The 16,631-nt window shown below is 64.2% G+C and carries 14 protein-coding genes; 13 read left to right on the plus strand and 1 reads right to left on the minus strand.

All coding sequences use genetic code 11. The features are described 5' to 3' along the window. Nucleotides 1-240: 240 nt before the first annotated feature. The 12 genes from BUQ73_RS12740 to BUQ73_RS12795 all read left to right on the plus strand — a co-directional run bounded on the left by BUQ73_RS12740 (nt 241) and on the right by BUQ73_RS12795 (nt 15,025). Entirely contained in the window at nt 241-1,302 is a 1,062-nt protein-coding gene (locus tag BUQ73_RS12740) for a 3-deoxy-7-phosphoheptulonate synthase (protein ID WP_079228251.1), read from the plus strand. An 81-nt stretch (nt 1,303-1,383) separates the two neighbouring features. Continuing rightward, nucleotides 1,384-1,665 (plus strand): peptidylprolyl isomerase, encoded by a 282-nt coding sequence (locus tag BUQ73_RS12745; RefSeq protein ID WP_027919227.1) that lies wholly within the window; start codon nt 1,384-1,386, stop codon nt 1,663-1,665. A gap of 13 nt (nt 1,666-1,678) precedes the next feature. After that, complete coding sequence (locus tag BUQ73_RS12750; RefSeq protein ID WP_079228252.1) at nt 1,679-3,604, plus strand: extracellular solute-binding protein; 1,926 nt, start codon at nt 1,679-1,681, stop codon at nt 3,602-3,604. Further along, nucleotides 3,601-4,659 carry a microcin C ABC transporter permease YejB gene (locus tag BUQ73_RS12755; protein WP_079228253.1) on the plus strand — a complete coding sequence of 353 codons (1,059 nt, stop codon included), beginning with the start codon at nt 3,601-3,603 and terminating at the stop codon, nt 4,657-4,659. The genes BUQ73_RS12750 and BUQ73_RS12755 overlap by 4 nt, the downstream gene beginning before the upstream one ends. Next, nucleotides 4,659-5,675 carry an ABC transporter permease gene (locus BUQ73_RS12760; RefSeq protein ID WP_079228254.1) on the plus strand — a complete coding sequence of 339 codons (1,017 nt, stop codon included), beginning with the start codon at nt 4,659-4,661 and terminating at the stop codon, nt 5,673-5,675. Before BUQ73_RS12755 ends, BUQ73_RS12760 begins: the two co-directional genes overlap by 1 nt. Nucleotides 5,676-5,812: 137 nt before the next feature. Continuing rightward, on the plus strand, nt 5,813-7,195 hold the full coding sequence (locus tag BUQ73_RS12765) for a sigma-54 interaction domain-containing protein (protein ID WP_079228255.1): 1,383 nt from the start codon (nt 5,813-5,815) through the stop codon (nt 7,193-7,195). Between the two features lie 271 nt (nt 7,196-7,466). Further along, nucleotides 7,467-8,858 (plus strand): GntP family permease, encoded by a 1,392-nt coding sequence (locus BUQ73_RS12770; protein ID WP_027919222.1) that lies wholly within the window; start codon nt 7,467-7,469, stop codon nt 8,856-8,858. A gap of 11 nt (nt 8,859-8,869) precedes the next feature. Continuing rightward, nucleotides 8,870-9,640, plus strand: coding sequence for a 3-hydroxybutyrate dehydrogenase (gene hbdH, locus BUQ73_RS12775; RefSeq protein ID WP_079228256.1), 771 nt, complete (start codon nt 8,870-8,872; stop codon nt 9,638-9,640). A 55-nt stretch (nt 9,641-9,695) separates the two neighbouring features. Then, entirely contained in the window at nt 9,696-10,175 is a 480-nt protein-coding gene (eco, locus tag BUQ73_RS12780) for a serine protease inhibitor ecotin (protein WP_079228257.1), read from the plus strand. 59 nt (nt 10,176-10,234) lie between these two features. Further along, on the plus strand, nt 10,235-12,193 hold the full coding sequence (locus BUQ73_RS12785; RefSeq protein ID WP_079228258.1) for an acetoacetate--CoA ligase: 1,959 nt from the start codon (nt 10,235-10,237) through the stop codon (nt 12,191-12,193). 35 nt (nt 12,194-12,228) lie between these two features. Further along, a complete protein-coding gene (locus BUQ73_RS12790) occupies nt 12,229-12,504 on the plus strand; it encodes a peptidylprolyl isomerase (protein WP_027919218.1) in 276 nt (91 codons plus the stop codon). A 133-nt stretch (nt 12,505-12,637) separates the two neighbouring features. Then, nucleotides 12,638-15,025 (plus strand): autotransporter outer membrane beta-barrel domain-containing protein, encoded by a 2,388-nt coding sequence (locus tag BUQ73_RS12795; RefSeq protein ID WP_079228259.1) that lies wholly within the window; start codon nt 12,638-12,640, stop codon nt 15,023-15,025. Here the strand turns inward: BUQ73_RS12795 and BUQ73_RS12800 are convergent. After that, nucleotides 15,022-15,645 carry a LysE family translocator gene (locus BUQ73_RS12800; protein WP_027919217.1) on the minus strand — a complete coding sequence of 208 codons (624 nt, stop codon included), beginning with the start codon at nt 15,643-15,645 and terminating at the stop codon, nt 15,022-15,024. The two genes, BUQ73_RS12795 and BUQ73_RS12800, sit on opposite strands and share 4 nt — an antisense overlap. A 131-nt stretch (nt 15,646-15,776) precedes the next feature. On the opposite strand from BUQ73_RS12800, the gene BUQ73_RS12805 reads away from it, so the two are divergent. Beyond that, nucleotides 15,777-16,595 carry an AraC family transcriptional regulator gene (locus BUQ73_RS12805; RefSeq protein WP_079228260.1) on the plus strand — a complete coding sequence of 273 codons (819 nt, stop codon included), beginning with the start codon at nt 15,777-15,779 and terminating at the stop codon, nt 16,593-16,595. Nucleotides 16,596-16,631: the final 36 nt, after the last annotated feature.

The following is a 16,631-nucleotide window of genomic DNA, read 5'->3' on the forward strand; positions in this document are numbered from 1 at the left end:
TTCAGGCCATTGCACTTTTACCGATTCGAACTGAGGAAAGATTCATGAACTACGCCACTTATTACTACGCAAGCACCTATGCCTGGCGATTTAGCCAATCCCGTTCGGGCCAGCCTGCCGCCTCCGATCGGTCGCTCTCCGGTGGCAATGCTGCAGACAATCAATCAACGAATAGTCGAACACCTCGATAGGGCCGACCGCGCGGGCCAGAACCCGCCGTCCGCCCAGGGAACATACGCCATGCAAGCCTCGAACCTCGCTCTGCCCCTGACCCAACCGCAAGCTGCCAACACCACCGTCAGCCATCGCCTGCCCAGCCCGCACCTGCTCAAGCAGCAGATGCCGCTTTCCAGCGAACTCGCCCAGCAAGTCCACAGCCACCGCCAGGCCATCCGCGCCATTCTCGAAGGCCGCGATGAGCGCCTGCTGGTAATCGTTGGCCCATGCTCGATCCACGACCCCCGCTCGGCCCTGGAATACGCCGACCGCCTGGCCGCCCTCAGCCGTGAAGTCGATGACAAGCTGCTGCTGGTGATGCGCGCCTACGTGGAAAAACCCCGCACCACGGTGGGCTGGAAAGGCCTGGCCTACGACCCGCACCTGGACGGCAGCGACGACATGCACGCCGGCATCGCCCTGTCCCGTGGCTTGATGCTGAGCATGATCGAACGTGGCCTGCCGATCGCCACCGAGTTGCTGCAACCGATGGCCGCCGGCTACTTCGACGACCTGCTGGGCTGGGCGGCGATTGGCGCACGCACCACCGAGTCGCAGATTCACCGGGAGATGGTCAGCGGCCTGGAGCTGCCGGTCGGCTTCAAGAATGGCACCGACGGCGGCGTCGGCATTGCCTGTGACGCCATGCGCAGCGCGGCGGCCCCGCACCGCCACTTCGGCATGGACACGCAGGGCTACCCGGCAATCATCGAAACCCTGGGCAACCCGGACACTCACCTGGTGCTGCGCGGCGGCCACAAAGGCCCGAACCATGATGCCAGCAGCATCGCCCAGGCCCGCCAGGGCTTGGCCAAGGCCGGCTTGCAGGCACGCATCATGGTCGACTGCAGCCATGCCAACAGCGGAAAAGACCCTGCTCGCCAGCCAGCGGTGTTCGAGGATGTGCTGGCCCAGCGCCTGGCCGGTGACCGCTCGATTGTCGGGGTCATGCTCGAAGGTCACCTGTTCGACGGTTGCCAGGCCTTGGGCAAGGGCGCGCTGAAATACGGCGTGTCGATCACCGATGGCTGCCTGGGCTGGAGCGCGACCGAAACCCTGCTGCGCGAGGCCGCAGCCCGTATGTGACAGACTGCTGCAAGCCCGGCGAGACATGACCCGATCAAGTGCGCTAGGCTTGCCGTTTTCACCCTCCAAGGAGCAGTACCCATGGCACGCGCCACCGCCCGTCACATCCTCGTCAGCACCGAAGAAAAGTGCAACGAACTAAAAGCCCAGATCGAAGCCGGTGCCGACTTCGCTGAAATCGCCAAGGCCAACTCCACCTGCCCGTCCAGCCGCCAGGGCGGTGACCTGGGCTCGTTCGGCCCAGGCCAGATGGTCAAGGAATTCGACACCGTGGTATTCAGCGCCCCGGTCAACACCGTACAGGGCCCAGTGAAGACCCAGTTCGGCTACCACCTGCTGGAAGTGACCAGCCGCCAGGACTAAGTCATCGCATCCGATGATTATCCCTGTGGGAGCGGGCTTGCCCGCGAATAGGCCTGAGCAGTCAACAAAGTTGCCTGGGCGGGCCTATTCGCGGGCAAGCCCGCTCCCACAATTCATTTCAGGGATCTTGCTTTTATGTGTGGGCTGGATGGCCCAAGCCGCTCCCACCCACGCTTTGACTGTTTACGGCGAAGCGCCCCGCTACGGCGAAGGCTTCCACCATTTCGACTACGTCAACGCCGACGCCCCCAAGGGTGGCCTGATGCGCCGCTCGGCCATCGAGATCGGCCAGTTCGACCATATCCTGCCCTTCATCGACAAAGGCATCGGCGTCAGCGAGGTCGATGGCTGGCTGTATGCGCCCTTGGCGCAACGCTCGTTCGACGAGCCATATACCGTCTACGGCCTGATTGCCCGGCGCATGGAACGTGGCCCGGATGACGCCTGGCTGCGCTTCGATATCGACCCCAAGGCGACCTTCGCCGATGGCAAGCCGGTGCGCGCCGAAGACGTGCGTTTCAGCTTCGACAAGCTCATGGCCGAAGGCAGCCTCAAGTACCGCACCCAGTTCGCCGATGTCGCCGGGGTCACGGTCGAAGGCCCGCAGCGGGTCCGCTTCGACTTCAAGCAACCCCACGGCCGTACCCTGGCCCTGGACGTGGCCAGCCTGCCGGTACTGCCCGAGCACGACTGGGCCAACCGCGACTTCGCCAACGGCGCCGGCTTCGACAAGCCCGTCGGCAGCGGCCCGTACCGCATAGGGCGTATCGACAACGGCCGCAACATCACCTTTGAACGCGACCCGAACTGGTGGGCCAAAGACCTGCCAGTCAACCGTGGGCGCTACAACTTCGAACACATCCGCATCGAGTATTTCGGCGACACCGAAGTGGCGCGCCAGGTCCTCAAGGGCGGCGGCTACGACTACAACCGCGAGTTTTCCGCCACCGCCTACACCCTGGGCTACAACGGCGCGCAGCTGGACGATGGTCGCCTGCAACGCGCTCACCTGGGCCCGGCCAAGCCGCAGGCGGCCCAAGGCTTCGTGTTCAACCTGGACAAGCCACAATTCAAGGACCGCCGGGTACGCCAGGCACTGGCCATGCTCTGGGACTTCGAGTGGAGCAACCGGCAAATGATGCGCAACATGTACATCCGCCAGCAGAGCGTGTTCTCCAATACCCCACTGGCTGCCCGCGCACTGCCGGATGCGGGCGAGCTCAAGCTGCTCGAACCGCTGCGCGGCCGGGTGCCGGAGGAAGTCTTCACCCAGGTGTTCACGGCGCCGGTTACCGATGGTTCGGGGATCATTCGACCACAACAGTTGCAGGCGCTGGCCTTGTTGCAACAGGCCGGCTGGAACCCCGAGGGCGATCACCTGGTCAACGCCCAGGGCGAGCCGCTGGCGTTCACCTTCCTCAACGGCCAGTCCGGCATGGAACGCCTGCTGCTGCCGTGGAAGCGCAACCTGGCACAGATCGGCATCAGCCTGAACATTCGCAACGTCGACTCGGCGCAGTATGTGAACCGGCTGATGGCCCGCGACTACGACATGATCGTCACGGGCTATTCGGTCACCCTGTCGCCGGGCGCCGAGCTGTACAACTACTTCGGCTCTGCCGCCGCCAACGACCCAGGCTCGAACAACCTGATGGTGCTCAAGGACCCGGCGGTGGACCAGCTGATCGACGGCCTGGTGCGCGCCAACACCCAGGCCGACATGCTGCACCACGCCCATGCCCTGGACCGGGTACTGCAATGGAACTACTACTGGATCCCCAACTATTACCCACCGGGCAGCTCGACGGTGTGGTGGAACCGCTTTGGCCTGCCAAAAACCCAGCCCGCTTATGACGAAGGCCTGGACAGCTGGTGGGAAATCAGCCCGACGGCGCTGAGCAACGCGCAGATGGCCGAACGGCAAAAGGCTCAGCCATGACCAGCTACATCCTGCGGCGCCTGCTGCTGATCATCCCCACCTTGCTCGCAATCTTGCTGGTCAACTTCGCCATCGTCCAGGCCGCGCCCGGTGGCCCGGTCGAGCAGGCGGTGGCGCGCCTGCAGGGCTTGGGCGGCGGCGCGCCCGGCTCGCGGGTAGAGGTGGTACACGGCGAATCCCGTGCCACCCGTGGCCTGGACCCGAAGCTGATCGAGGAGATCAAGCGCCAGTACGGCTTCGACAAGAGCGCGCCGGAACGCCTGTGGCTGATGCTCGGCCAGTACGCCCGGCTGGACTTCGGCCAAAGCTTCTTTCGCGGCGCCAAGGTCACCGACCTGATCCTCGACAAGCTGCCGGTAACCTTGTCGCTAGGCTTGTGGGCCACGCTGATCACCTACCTGGTGTCCATCCCGCTGGGCATCCGCAAGGCAGTACGCCATGGCAGCCGCTTCGATGCCTGGAGCAGCGCGCTGATCGTGGTCGGCTATGCCCTGCCCTCGTTCCTGTTTGCCTTGCTGCTGATCGTGCTGTTCGCAGGCGGTACCTCGCTGAACTGGTTCCCGGTACGTGGCCTGGTCTCGGACGACTTCGACCAGCTCAGCCTGCTGGGCAAGGTTGCCGACTACTTCTGGCACCTGGTGCTGCCGGTCGGCGCCCTGGTGATAGGCGGCTTTGCCACCCTTACCCTGCTGACCAAGAACGCCTTTCTCGATGAGATCTCCCGCCAGTACGTGGTCACCGCCCGCGCCAAGGGGCTGAGCGAACGGCGCGTGCTTTATGGGCACGTGTTGCGCAACGCCATGCTGCTGGTATTGGCCGGGCTGCCCCAGGCGCTGATCACGGTGTTCTTTGCAGGTTCCTTGCTGATCGAGGTGATCTTTTCCCTCGATGGGCTCGGCCGCATGAGCTACGAAGCGGCGGTATCACGCGACTACCCGGTGGTGTTCGGCACGCTGTTCATCTTCACCCTGGCCGGTCTGCTGTTCCGGCTGATCGGCGACCTGGCCTTCACCGTGCTCGATCCGCGCATCGACTTCGACTCGAGGGCGCACTGATGCTGTCGCCGGTCTCGCGTCGCCGCATGCAGCGCTTTCGCCGCAACCGCCTGGGCTGGGTGTCGCTGTGGCTGTTTGCCGGCCTGCTGTTGCTGAGCCTGTGCGCAGAACTGGTGGCCAACGACAAACCACTGCTGCTGAGCTACCAGGGTGAGCTGTACATGCCAGCGCTCAAGCGCTACAGCGAGCAGCAGTTCGGCGGCCAGCTGCCGTTCCAGCCGGACTACCGCAGCACCTATGTGCGCCAGCTGATCGAGGGCCAAGGCGGCTGGATGCTGTTCGCGCCCATCCCGTTCAGCGCCGACACGCCCAACTATGACCTGCTGGTACCCACGCCCAGCCCGCCTAGCGCAAGCAACTGGCTTGGCACCGACGACCAGGGCCGCGACGTGCTGGCACGGGTGCTGTATGGCACCCGCACCTCGCTGCTGTTTGCCTTTGCCCTGACAGTGATCAGCGTGCTGATCGGTGTCGGCGCCGGCGCGCTGCAGGGCTATTACGGCGGCTGGGTGGACCTGTTCGGGCAGCGCTTGCTTGAAGTGTGGTCGGGGCCGCCAGTGCTGTACTTGCTGATCATCCTCAGCGGTTTCGTCGAGCCGGACTTCTGGTGGTTGCTGGGGATCATGGCGCTGTTCTCGTGGTTGACCCTGGTCGACGTGGTGCGCGCCGAGTTTCTGCGTGGGCGCAACCTCGAATACGTGAAGGCAGCGCGCGCCCTGGGGCTGCCGGATACACAGGTTATGTTGCGCCATGTACTACCCAACGCGATGAATGCGACGCTGACCTATGTGCCGTTCATGCTCACCGGGGCCATCACCACGCTGACAGCGCTGGATTTTCTCGGCTTCGGCATGCCCGCCGGCAGTGCCTCGCTGGGTGAACTGGTAACCCAGGGCAAGCAGCACCTTGAGGCACCGTGGCTGGGCTTTACCGCGTTCTTTGCGCTGGCAGTGATTCTTTCGCTGCTGGTATTTATCGGGGATGCCCTGCGTGAGGCGTTCGACCCCAGAGGGTAGATTTCAAGACCGGCCTCTTCGCGGGCAAGCCCGCTCCCACAGGATCGCCACAAAGCTGAAAAGTGTGGATTACCTGTGGGAGCGGGCTTGCCCGCGAAAAGGCCAGGCCTGCACTCACAAGATTCAGGTAGAAGAAGATGCACGAAAGCGACAGCCTCAAGGACTACCCCCAGGTACGGCAACTGGCGATCCGCTCGCTGTTCGAGATCATCGAGCAGTCCAGCGAAGGCACGGTGATCGTCGACCGTGAAGCACGCATCGTCTGGATGAACGAGCGCTACGCCCGTCGCTTCGGCCTCGCCGATGCCAGCAGCGCGATCGGCCAGCCCTGCGAGGCGGTGATCCCCGGCAGCCTGATGCGCCAGGTGGTGAGCAATGGTCGGCCGATTCTGCTGGACATGCTCGACACCCCAAACGAGCCGCTGGTGGTGATGCGCCTGCCGATCCACGATGCCCAGGGCGCACTGATCGGCGCCATCGGCTTTGCCCTGTTCGAAGAGCTGCGCAGCCTGTCGCCCTTGCTCAAGCGCTATTCGAGCATGCAGCAGGAGCTGGCCAGCACCCGCTCGCAATTGCGCGCACGCCAGGCCAAATACAGCTTCGCCCAGTTCGTCGGCAGCAGCCCGGCCAGCCTTGAGGCCAAGCGCCGCGCACGGCGGGGTGCGGGCAGCGATTCGCCGGTGCTGCTGCTGGGCGAGACCGGTACCGGTAAAGAGTTGCTGGCCCATGCCATCCACGCAGCGTCCGCGCGGGCACACAAAGCCTTCGTCAGCATCAACAGCGCGGCGATCCCCGAAACCTTGCTGGAAGCCGAATTTTTCGGCACCGCACCTGGCGCCTTTACCGGCGCCGATCGCAAGGGCCGCAGCGGCAAGCTGCAACTGGCCGAAGGCGGTACGTTGTTCCTCGACGAAATCGGTGACATGCCCCTGGCGCTGCAGAGCAAGCTGCTGCGTGTGCTTCAGGAAAAAGAGTACGAACCGGTCGGCTCGAACCAGATGCTGCGCAGCGATGTGCGCATCATTGCCGCCACCTCCATCGACCTGCAGGCGGCCATGGCCCGCGGGGCGTTTCGTGCCGACCTGTATTACCGGCTGAATGTGCTGCCGATCGAGGTACCGCCGCTGCGGCAGCGGGTCGAGGACTTGCCGGCGCTGTGCGAAGCGATCCTGGCCGAACTGGGCAGCCAGTACGAGTTGGAGCAGGACGCCCAGGCATTGCTGGCACGACACGCCTGGCCCGGGAATATTCGCGAGTTGCGCAACGTGCTGGAGCGGGCGACTTTGCTGGCTGACCAGCCGCGCCTCGGTGTAGCCGACCTGGCTGCGGCGCTGGGGCCGCTGAGCCCGGTTGCGGGCCAGGCTAATCGCATGAGCTATCGTGAGGCGTGTGAACAGTTTGAACGGGGTCTGATTGCCGGGGTTTTGGCTGAGCATGGGGGAAATGTGCCCGAAGCGGCCAAGGCGTTGGGGTTGGGGCGCTCGACCTTGTACAAGAAAATGGTGGCCTTTGGTCTCTGATTGGAGATTTTTGTTTCTGCTTCGAGATCGCTGCGAGGGCTTCGCCCTCGATCGCGGCTAAAGCCGCTCCTACGAAGGATCGCGTCCCCCCTGTAGGAGCGGCTTTAGCCGCGATGGGCTGCGAAGCAGCCCCCTACAGTCTCAAAATGTAGACATCGCGAATAATAAAAACCAAATAAACCTTATAAATCAATTGGTTACAGATCTGGCACGATTTCCGCTATCTCCCGGTCACTCATAACAACAAGACTCACCCAGGAGACCCATCCCGATGACCGTGCTCATCGCCCTCGCCGCCTTGGCCCTGCTGATGCTGGCCGCCTACCGCGGTTACAGCGTGATCCTCTTCGCCCCCATCGCCGCCCTCGGCGCCGTCCTGCTCACCGACCCAGCCGCCGTGGCCCCCGCGTTCACCGGGGTGTTCATGGAGAAGATGGTCGGTTTCATCAAGCTGTACTTCCCCGTGTTCCTGCTTGGCGCGGTATTCGGCAAGCTCATCGAGCTGTCCGGCTTCTCGCGCTCGATCGTCGCCGCCGCCATCCGCCTGCTCGGTACCCGCCAGGCGATGCTGGTGATCGTGCTGGTCTGCGCCCTGCTCACCTACGGTGGCGTGTCGCTGTTCGTGGTGGTGTTCGCGGTGTACCCGTTCGCCGCCGAGATGTTCCGCCAAAGCGACATCCCCAAGCGCCTGATCCCGGCAACCATCGCCCTGGGCGCGTTCTCGTTCACCATGGACGCCCTGCCCGGCACCCCCCAGATCCAGAACATCATCCCCAGCACCTTCTTCAACACCACCGCCTGGGCCGCGCCCTGGCTGGGGCTGATCGGCACGCTGTTCGTGTTCTGCAGCGGCATGCTGTACCTGCAGCGCCAACGCAACAAGGCCCAGCGTGCTGGCGAAGGCTACGGCAGCAACCTGCGCAACGAGCCTGAGACAGCTGCCGACCTGGCCCTGCCCAACCCCTGGCTCGCACTGTCGCCACTGGTGCTGGTTGGCGTGATGAACCTGCTGTTCACCCACTGGATCCCGCAGTGGTACGGCCCCAGCCATACCCTGCAGCTGCCGGGCATGAGCGCGCCGGTCAACAGTGACGTGGCCAAGCTCACGGCGATCTGGGCGGTGCAGGCAGCATTGCTGGTGGGCATTCTGATGGTCCTGGTATGCGCCTTCGGCGTGATCCGCGAACGCCTTGCCGAAGGCACCAAAAGCGCGGTCGGCGGCGCGCTGCTGGCAGCCATGAATACTGCGTCCGAGTACGGCTTTGGCGCCGTGATCGCCTCGCTGCCGGGCTTTCTGGTGCTGGCCGATGCGTTGCGCGGCATTCCCAACCCGTTGGTCAACGAAGCGATCACCGTGACCCTGCTGGCCGGCATCACCGGCTCCGCCTCGGGTGGCATGAGCATCGCCCTGGCGGCCATGAGCGACAGCTTCATCGCCGCTGCCAATGCCGCCAACATTCCCCTCGAAGTGCTGCACCGGGTAGCCGCGATGGCCAGCGGCGGGATGGATACCCTGCCGCACAATGGCGCGGTGATCACCCTGTTGGCGGTAACCGGGCTGACCCACCGCGAAGCCTACAAAGACATTTTCGGTATTACCCTGATCAAGACCCTGGCGGTATTCGTGGTCATCGCCACGTTCTACGCCACCGGCATCGTCTAAGGAGTTTCTGCATGACTTTGAAAGGCAAGACTGCACTCGTCACCGGCTCCACCAGCGGCATCGGCCTGGGTATCGCCCAAGTGCTGGCCCGCGCTGGCGCCAACATCCTGCTCAATGGCTTCGGCGACCCGGCGGCGGCCTTGGCACAAATCGCCAGCCATGGCGTCAAGGTTACCCACCACCCGGCGGACCTGTCCGATGTGGCGCAGATCGAGGCGCTGTTCGCCCTGGCCGAACGCGAGTTCGGCGGCGTCGACATTTTGGTCAACAACGCCGGCATCCAGCACGTGGCGCCGGTGGAGCAATTCCCGGTAGAAAGCTGGGACAAGATCATCGCCCTCAACCTGTCGGCCGTGTTCCATGGCACCCGCCTGGCCCTGCCCGGCATGCGCGCGCGCAACTGGGGGCGGATCATCAACATTGCCTCGGTGCACGGGCTGGTGGGTTCCACCGGCAAGGCGGCCTATGTAGCGGCCAAGCACGGTGTGGTCGGCCTGACCAAAGTGGTGGGGCTGGAAACCGCCACCAGCAACGTCACCTGCAACGCCATCTGCCCAGGCTGGGTGCTGACCCCGCTGGTGCAGAAGCAGATCGACGATCGTGCCGCCAGCGGCGTCGATCCGCAGCAAGCGCAGCACGATCTGCTGGCCGAGAAGCAACCTTCATTGGCCTTCGTCACCCCCGAGCATCTGGGCGAGCTGGTACTATTCCTGTGCAGCGAGGCCGGTAGCCAGGTTCGCGGCGCCGCCTGGAACGTCGATGGTGGCTGGTTGGCCCAGTGACGGGCGGCCTGGGCCTGGCAACGGTCTTGCACTCGTTCATCAGCAAGGAGGCCCTATGCGCCCAACCCCAATGACTGCGATCTTTGCCCTGACCCTGGCTGCCGCCGCCCCGGCGATGGCTGCCAGCCTCAAGGACGTAGCACCCTATCCTGAGGCGGAAAAAGGCTTTACCCGGCAGGTCATTCACCTGCCGGCGCAAACCGATGAGTCGGCCCACAAGCTGGAAATCCTGGCCGGTAAGACGCTGCAGGTGGACTGCAACCGCCAGCGCCTGGCCGGCAGCCTGCAAGAGCACACCCTCGAAGGCTGGGGCTACAGCTACTACCGCCTGGACAAGGTCGGCGGCCCGGCCAGCACCCTGATGGCCTGCCCGGACGGCAAGAAGACCCAGGCCTTCGTGCCGGTGGTCGGCGAAGGCTTCATGCTGCGCTACAACAGCAAGCTGCCGGTAGTGGTCTATGTGCCCAAGGGTGTCGAAGTACGCTATCGCCTATGGTCGGCATCGGCAGACGTGCAAACGGCTAAAGTGGAATAAGCAACCACGAGGGCCCCTGCTTGGGGCCCTCAACCTCAGGCAGTACCGGGAGGTTCGGCATGAACGATGTGCTCTGGCGCCCCTCCACGGCGCAGATCGAGGCCAGCCGGATGGATGCCTTCCGCCGCCGGGTCAACCTGCGCTACAACCTGCAGCTCAATGATTACGCGGCCCTGCACCGCTGGAGCATCGAGCAGCGTGCTGCTTTCTGGCAAACCCTTGCCGACTATTTCCAGGTGGCCTGGCATACCCCACCCAGCCAGGTGCTCAACGAAGGCGCGCACATGCCTGATGCCCGCTGGTTCAGTGGCGCCACCCTGAATTTCGCCGAACACCTGTTGCGCCGGCGCGACGACCGACCTGCAATTGTCTGCGTTCGTGAAGATGGCCAACGCGTGGTCTTCACCCATGCCCAACTGGCCGCCGAAGTGGCAGGCCTGCAGCGAGCCTTCAAGGCAGCAGGCATCGAACCCGGTGACCGCATTGCAGCCGTCATGCCCAACACCTGGCAAACCCTGGTGGCAATGCTTGCCTGCACCAGCCTGGGGGCGGTCTGGTCGACCTCTTCACCGGAATTCGGCCTGCACGGCATCATTGACCGGTTTGGCCAGATCGAACCGAAACTGCTGCTGGTTTGCGCCGGTTACCAGTACGCCGGCAAGTCGTTCGACCAGGTCGACAAGATCAACCAGGTCTGCGCCCAGCTGCCGGGGCTGCAGCAGTTGATCGTGGTGCCCTATACGCGCCCCCACACACAAGCTTGCGAATTCACTGCTGCCAGGGTCAGCCTGTGGGACAACTTCTATCAGGCCGGTGGTGAGCCTGTGTTTACCTCGCTGCCGTTCGACCACCCGCTGTGCATCCTCTATTCCAGCGGCACCACGGGTGTGCCCAAGTGCATCGTCCACCGCGCTGGCGGCCTGCTGCTGCAACACCTCAAGGAACATGGCCTGCACAACGACCTGAAAGCCGATGACGTGCTGTTCTACTACACCACCTGTGGTTGGATGATGTGGAACTGGCTGGCCAGTGGCCTGGCCGTCGGCGCCACCCTGGTGCTGTACGATGGCTCACCGTTCCACCCCGGCCCCGAGCGTCTGCTCGACCTGATCGACGCCGAACGCATCCGGGCCTTCGGCACCAGTGCCAAGTACCTGGCCGCGCTGGAGCAGGAAGGCCTGGAGCCGGCCAGCAGCCATCGGCTGGACAGCCTGCGGCTGATCCTTTCCACCGGTTCGCCCTTGTCGCCGCACAGCTACGACTACGTGTATGGCAAGATCAAGGCTGACCTTTGCCTGGCCTCGATGTCCGGAGGCACCGATATTGTCTCGTGCTTTGTGCTCGGCAACCCCACCCTGCCGGTGCGCCGGGGCGAAATGGCCTGCAAGGGCCTGGGCATGGCCGTGGAAGTGTGGAACGAACAGGGCCAGCCGGTGCTCGATGAAAAAGGCGAGCTTGTCTGTACCCGCAACTTCCCGTCGATGCCTTTGGGCTTCTGGAACGACGACGACGGCAGCCGCTACCATGACGCTTATTTCAGCCAGTTCCCCGGGGTCTGGGCGCAGGGCGACTACGCCGAACAGCTCAGCAGCGGTGGCCTGCTGATCCACGGCCGCTCCGACGCAGTGCTCAACCCGGGTGGCGTGCGAATAGGTACGGCAGAGATCTACCGCCAGGTGGATAAGGTCGAAGAAGTACTGGAAAGCGTGGCCATCGGCCAGGAGTGGCAAGGCGATGTGCGCGTGGTGCTGTTCGTGCGCCTGCGCGGTGACCTGCAACTGGACGATGCCCTGCGCCAGCGCATTCGCCAGGTGATCCGCCAGTACACCACGCCGCGCCACGTGCCAGCGGTGATCGCCCAGGTCACCGACATCCCGCGCACCATCAGTGGCAAGCTGGTAGAACTGGCCATTCGCAACGTGGTGCACGGGCTGCCGGTGAAAAATACCGATGCCCTGGCCAATCCGCAGGCGCTGGAGCAGTTTCGTGACCGCACGGAGCTGCGCGATCAGGCATAATGCGCCCTTTTTTGCCCCCGAAGCACAGGTGTCCCATGAAAGCTCAAGCCCGCCACATCCTGGTCAAGACCGCTGACGAAGCCGAAAAGCTCAAGCAGCGCATCGCCAATGGCGAGGCCTTCGACGTGCTGGCGAAGAAGTTTTCCACCTGCCCATCAGGCAAGCGTGGCGGTGACCTGGGCGAAGTGCGCCCGGGCCAGCTGGTGGGTTCGATCGACCAGGTAATCTTCAAGAAAGCCCTGCGCGTGGTCCACGGGCCGATCAAGAGCAAGTTCGGCTACCACCTGGTGCAAACCTTCTACCGCGACTGATGGCCACGGGCCACCTGGCATTTTTGCCAGTTGCCCCGTGTTTGCGCATTACATACAACTCTGGCAGGGCCGAAACGGCATATGAGATGCCGTTTCAGGTAGTGGTCCCTCTAATGGACTCGGAGACCTGCCGATGCGTTGCCCCCGCCTGCTGCTGCCTGCTGCTTTTCCCCTACTCACCCTGCCGCTGATCGTACACGCGCAAAACCTGGTGGTTTCGCCTGGCGACAACCTGGGTGCCATCGTACAGACCCCGGCCATCGACGATTTCAAGATGACGGGGGGTACCGTCCAGTCGCTGAACCAGGGTCAAGGTTATGACACCTTCGAAATGACTGGAGGGCGAATCGTCGGCGCTTTCGAGGATGGTGATAGCGCCGTGTTCAAAGGAGGCCGGATTGGCCGGGTGGACCTCAAGCTCGCCGACAACGTGTTCGTGATGTCCCAAAAACTCGGTGTCGAAACCCTCATCGATGGCAACCTGGTCAGCGGTTTCGGCAACGACACCATTACCCTCGATGGCGGCACCATTGGCGGAAACATCAGTACCAGTGGCGGCGTGGATATCATCACCATCAACGGCGGCACCTTGAAAGGCAACGTGCTGGCCAGCGCCGGCAATGATGTCCTGAACTGGTCGGGGGGCACCATTGGTGGGCGGGTCGACATGGGTGTCGATGACGACAAGGTCATCATCAGCAACCTCAACCCGCAAATTCTGACCATCAACATCGATGGCGGTGCCGGCAACGACCAACTGCAGTTCATCAACAGCGAGATTGACGGCGGCGCCCGCTACCTGAATTTCGAGGCAATCGACCTGAACCAGAACAGCCGCCTGACGTTGAACGATACGCTGACCCTCGGCGACGCAAACAGCGGCACTGGCAGCCTGGGCATCGATGCCAGCAGCGCGCTGATCTCTCGCCAGGGCACGGTTTCTCCGTTCACTGCCGGCCAGTTTGCCAGTGTCCGCAATGCCGGCACCATCGACCTGACCTCTGGCAACGACGCCCAGGGCCGCCTGACCCTCAACGGCAACTACCAGGGTGACAATGGCCTGCTACGCGTGAACAGTGTGCTCGCTGGCGACGATGCAGCCTCCGACCGGCTGGTGGTCAGCCAGGGCAGTATCAGCGGCAGCACGCGCCTGGAAGTGAACAATTTGGGTGGCACGGGTGCCGCCACGAACCAGAACGGCATCCAGGTCGTTGAAGCCCGCAATGGCGCCACCAGCACTGCCACGGCCTTTGTCCAGACCCAGACGCTGTCGGTCGGTGCCTACGACTACCGCCTGTTCAAAGGCGGTGTGACCGCAGGCAGCGAGAACAGCTGGTACCTGCGCTCGACGCTGGTCGCGCCGCCCGCCCCGGCCCCCACGACACAACCCGAAAATCCGTCACAGCCAACCCAACCCGGGGAACCCTCACAACCCACGCAGCCTGGTGAGCCAACGCAACCAGGCGAACCGCCCCTGATCGCCCCGGCCGCTACCCCGCCTGTCGCTGCGCCAGCCCCCGGCCAACTCGACCTGCCAGCGCCGGTGCAGGGCGAAAGCCTGCCGCTGTATCGCCCGGAAGTCCCGGTTTATGCCGCAGCGCCGAGGGGCGCTGCCATCATCGCCCGCCAGGCGCTAGGCACGTTCCATCAGCGCCAGGGTGACCAGCAGCTGCTGGCTGGCCAAGGCGCCCTGCCGGCCAGCTGGGGCCAGGCCTACGGCGGCGCGCTGCGCCAGCAATGGAGTGGCACCGTCAGCCCGAGCCTGAACGGTAACCTGTACGGCTTCAAGGTGGGTCAGGACCTATATGCCAAAGTCAGCGATGATGGCTATCGCCAGCACCTCGGCCTGTACGTCAGCCACAGCCGCCTGGACGCCGATGTAAAAGGTTTCGCCTTGGCGGTGGAAGACCGCAGTGTCGGTGACCTCAAGCTCGACGGTGACAGTGTCGGCGGCTACTGGACGCTGGTTGGCCCGCAAGGCTGGTACCTGGACAGCGTGCTGCAGTACACCAAGCTCGACGGTCGCGCGCGCTCCGACCGCGGCGACAAGCTGAACATCGATGGCCACGCCTGGACCGCATCGCTGGAATCCGGCTACCCGATCAGCGTGTCCGAACGCTGGACCCTGGAACCTCATGCTCAGCTGATCGCCCAGAAAGTCTCGCTGGACAGCGCCAACGATAGAGTCTCGCACGTCAGCCACGATGCCCAGGTCGAGTTGACCGGCCGGCTCGGCGTGCGCCTCGAAGGCGCCTACAGCGGCATCGGCGGGCGCCTGCTGCAACCCTACGCGCAACTCAACCTGTGGCACGGCGACGGTGGCCGCGACACGCTCACCTTCGATGGCGTGGACAAGATCAAGACCGACTACCGCTACACCTCGCTGCAGCTCGAAACCGGCCTGGTCGCCCAAGTGAGCGAGGCGCTGAGCCTGCACGGCGGCGTGCAGTACTCAAGTAACCTCGACAGCCGCCAGCAGGAAGCCAGCGGCGTGAACCTGGGCATGCGCTGGCAGTTCTAGCGGCGCGCCGCCAACAAGCCTAGGCCGGCGCAACCGAGCAGCGAGGCACTGACCCGGTTGAACAGCCGGCGCGGGCCGGGCTGGCTGAACCAGCGTTGCATGTAGGCGCCCAGGCCCGAGTAGATGGCGATCGCCGCCCACTCCAGCAGCAGGAACAGCACACCCAGCCAGAGGAACTGCTCGCTGACCGGTGTAGCGCTGCCGACCGTGACAAACTGCGGCAAGAAAGCAGTGAAGATCAGGATGGCTTTCGGGTTGCCCGCCGCCACCCAGAATTCCTGGCGCGCCAGACGCCAGGTGCCACGCGGGTGATCGCTGGCTACCACAGCCTCGCCAACCGGGGCGCGCCACAGCTGCCAGGCGATGTAGAACAGATACGCCGCGCCCACCACCTTGATCGCCAGAAACAGGTATTCGCTGGTATGCAGCACCACCGCCAGGCCCATGGCAGCCAGGGCGATCATGCCGCTGAAGGCGAGAATCCTCCCGCCGCCGGCCACGCAGGCGGTACGCAGGCCGTATCGGCTGGCATTGTGCAATGACAACAGGTTGTTCGGCCCCGGCGCCATGTTCAGGGCGAAGCAGGCAGGGATGAATAGCAACAGGCTCGACAGGTCCATTTTGTTCTCCAGGCAATCTGCCGCTACTGTCGATGCCGGGCGGGTGCCCGGTCAAGGTACAGCCAACGGCAAAAACTGTACGGTCTTGCGCCCGGCGCTGCTAAGCTGCCCCGCTGATCGAGGACACTGTCATGCCCACTGCCCGTTCCCTGCTCTGGCACGACCCGGCGCTGCCCTGGGTAGAAAGCCGCCGCGCCTGCCATAGCCGCGCCTGCTACAAGGCGCACAGTCACCCGACCTTCTCCATCGGCGCGGTGGATGCCGGCAGCAGCTGCTTCACGGGTGCTGGCGAGGGGCACGAGCGCCTGACGCCGGGCACCCTGGTGATGGTGCCGGCGCAACGGGTACATGCCTGCAACCCCGAGCCTGGCCAAGCCTGGAGTTACCAGATGCTGCATGTGGAGGCCGGCTGGCTGGCGCAGTTGCGCCTGGAGTCCGGGCTTGAAGCGGCCAGGCCCGGAGCCCCTGCGCGCATCAGCCGGGAACCGGGGCTGTACCGTGAATTCTGCGAACTGAACGACCTGCTGTTCTCTGCAGCGAGCGCCGGCGAGAAAGAGGCGGCGCTAGTGGCATTCCTGGGCGATCACGACTTCTCTGCACAACCGGCATCGCTTGCGGCGCCCGCACCTGCGCTGGCGGGGCCGACCTTGCGCAGGCTGATCGAACACATCGAGGCGCAAGACCTGGCCCAACTGAGCCTTGAGCGCCTGGCCGGGCAAGCGGGCCTTGGCCGCTATCAGCTGATCCGCGCGTTTCGCGTTGCCACCGGCCTTACACCCCATGCTTTTCTGCTCAATGCGCGGGTCAACCGGGGGCGGCTACTGCTGCGTGACGGGCTGGCATTGGCCGAGGTTGCCTATCAGCTGGGGTTTGCCGACCAGAGCCACTTCCAGCGGGTGTTCAAAGCCCATGTGGGGGTCACGCCGGGGCATTACCGGCAAGCGCAATAATCTTCAATACCGGCGCCTGTGCAACATCCCAGACTG

This window comes from Pseudomonas putida (assembly GCF_002025705.1).
Lineage (GTDB): Bacteria > Pseudomonadota > Gammaproteobacteria > Pseudomonadales > Pseudomonadaceae > Aquipseudomonas > Aquipseudomonas putida_J.

Coding starts and splice junctions, on each gene's coding strand:
- BUQ73_RS12740 (WP_079228251.1), top strand. CDS start 241: ATGCAAGCCTCGAACCTCGCTCTGCCCCTGACCCAACCGCAAGCTGCC.
- BUQ73_RS12745 (WP_027919227.1), top strand. CDS start 1,384: ATGGCACGCGCCACCGCCCGTCACATCCTCGTCAGCACCGAAGAAAAG.
- BUQ73_RS12750 (WP_079228252.1), top strand. CDS start 1,679: ATGATTATCCCTGTGGGAGCGGGCTTGCCCGCGAATAGGCCTGAGCAG.
- BUQ73_RS12755 (WP_079228253.1), top strand. CDS start 3,601: ATGACCAGCTACATCCTGCGGCGCCTGCTGCTGATCATCCCCACCTTG.
- BUQ73_RS12760 (WP_079228254.1), top strand. CDS start 4,659: ATGCTGTCGCCGGTCTCGCGTCGCCGCATGCAGCGCTTTCGCCGCAAC.
- BUQ73_RS12765 (WP_079228255.1), top strand. CDS start 5,813: ATGCACGAAAGCGACAGCCTCAAGGACTACCCCCAGGTACGGCAACTG.
- BUQ73_RS12770 (WP_027919222.1), top strand. CDS start 7,467: ATGACCGTGCTCATCGCCCTCGCCGCCTTGGCCCTGCTGATGCTGGCC.
- hbdH (WP_079228256.1), top strand. CDS start 8,870: ATGACTTTGAAAGGCAAGACTGCACTCGTCACCGGCTCCACCAGCGGC.
- eco (WP_079228257.1), top strand. CDS start 9,696: ATGCGCCCAACCCCAATGACTGCGATCTTTGCCCTGACCCTGGCTGCC.
- BUQ73_RS12785 (WP_079228258.1), top strand. CDS start 10,235: ATGAACGATGTGCTCTGGCGCCCCTCCACGGCGCAGATCGAGGCCAGC.
- BUQ73_RS12790 (WP_027919218.1), top strand. CDS start 12,229: ATGAAAGCTCAAGCCCGCCACATCCTGGTCAAGACCGCTGACGAAGCC.
- BUQ73_RS12795 (WP_079228259.1), top strand. CDS start 12,638: ATGCGTTGCCCCCGCCTGCTGCTGCCTGCTGCTTTTCCCCTACTCACC.
- BUQ73_RS12800 (WP_027919217.1), bottom strand. CDS start 15,645: ATGGACCTGTCGAGCCTGTTGCTATTCATCCCTGCCTGCTTCGCCCTG.
- BUQ73_RS12805 (WP_079228260.1), top strand. CDS start 15,777: ATGCCCACTGCCCGTTCCCTGCTCTGGCACGACCCGGCGCTGCCCTGG.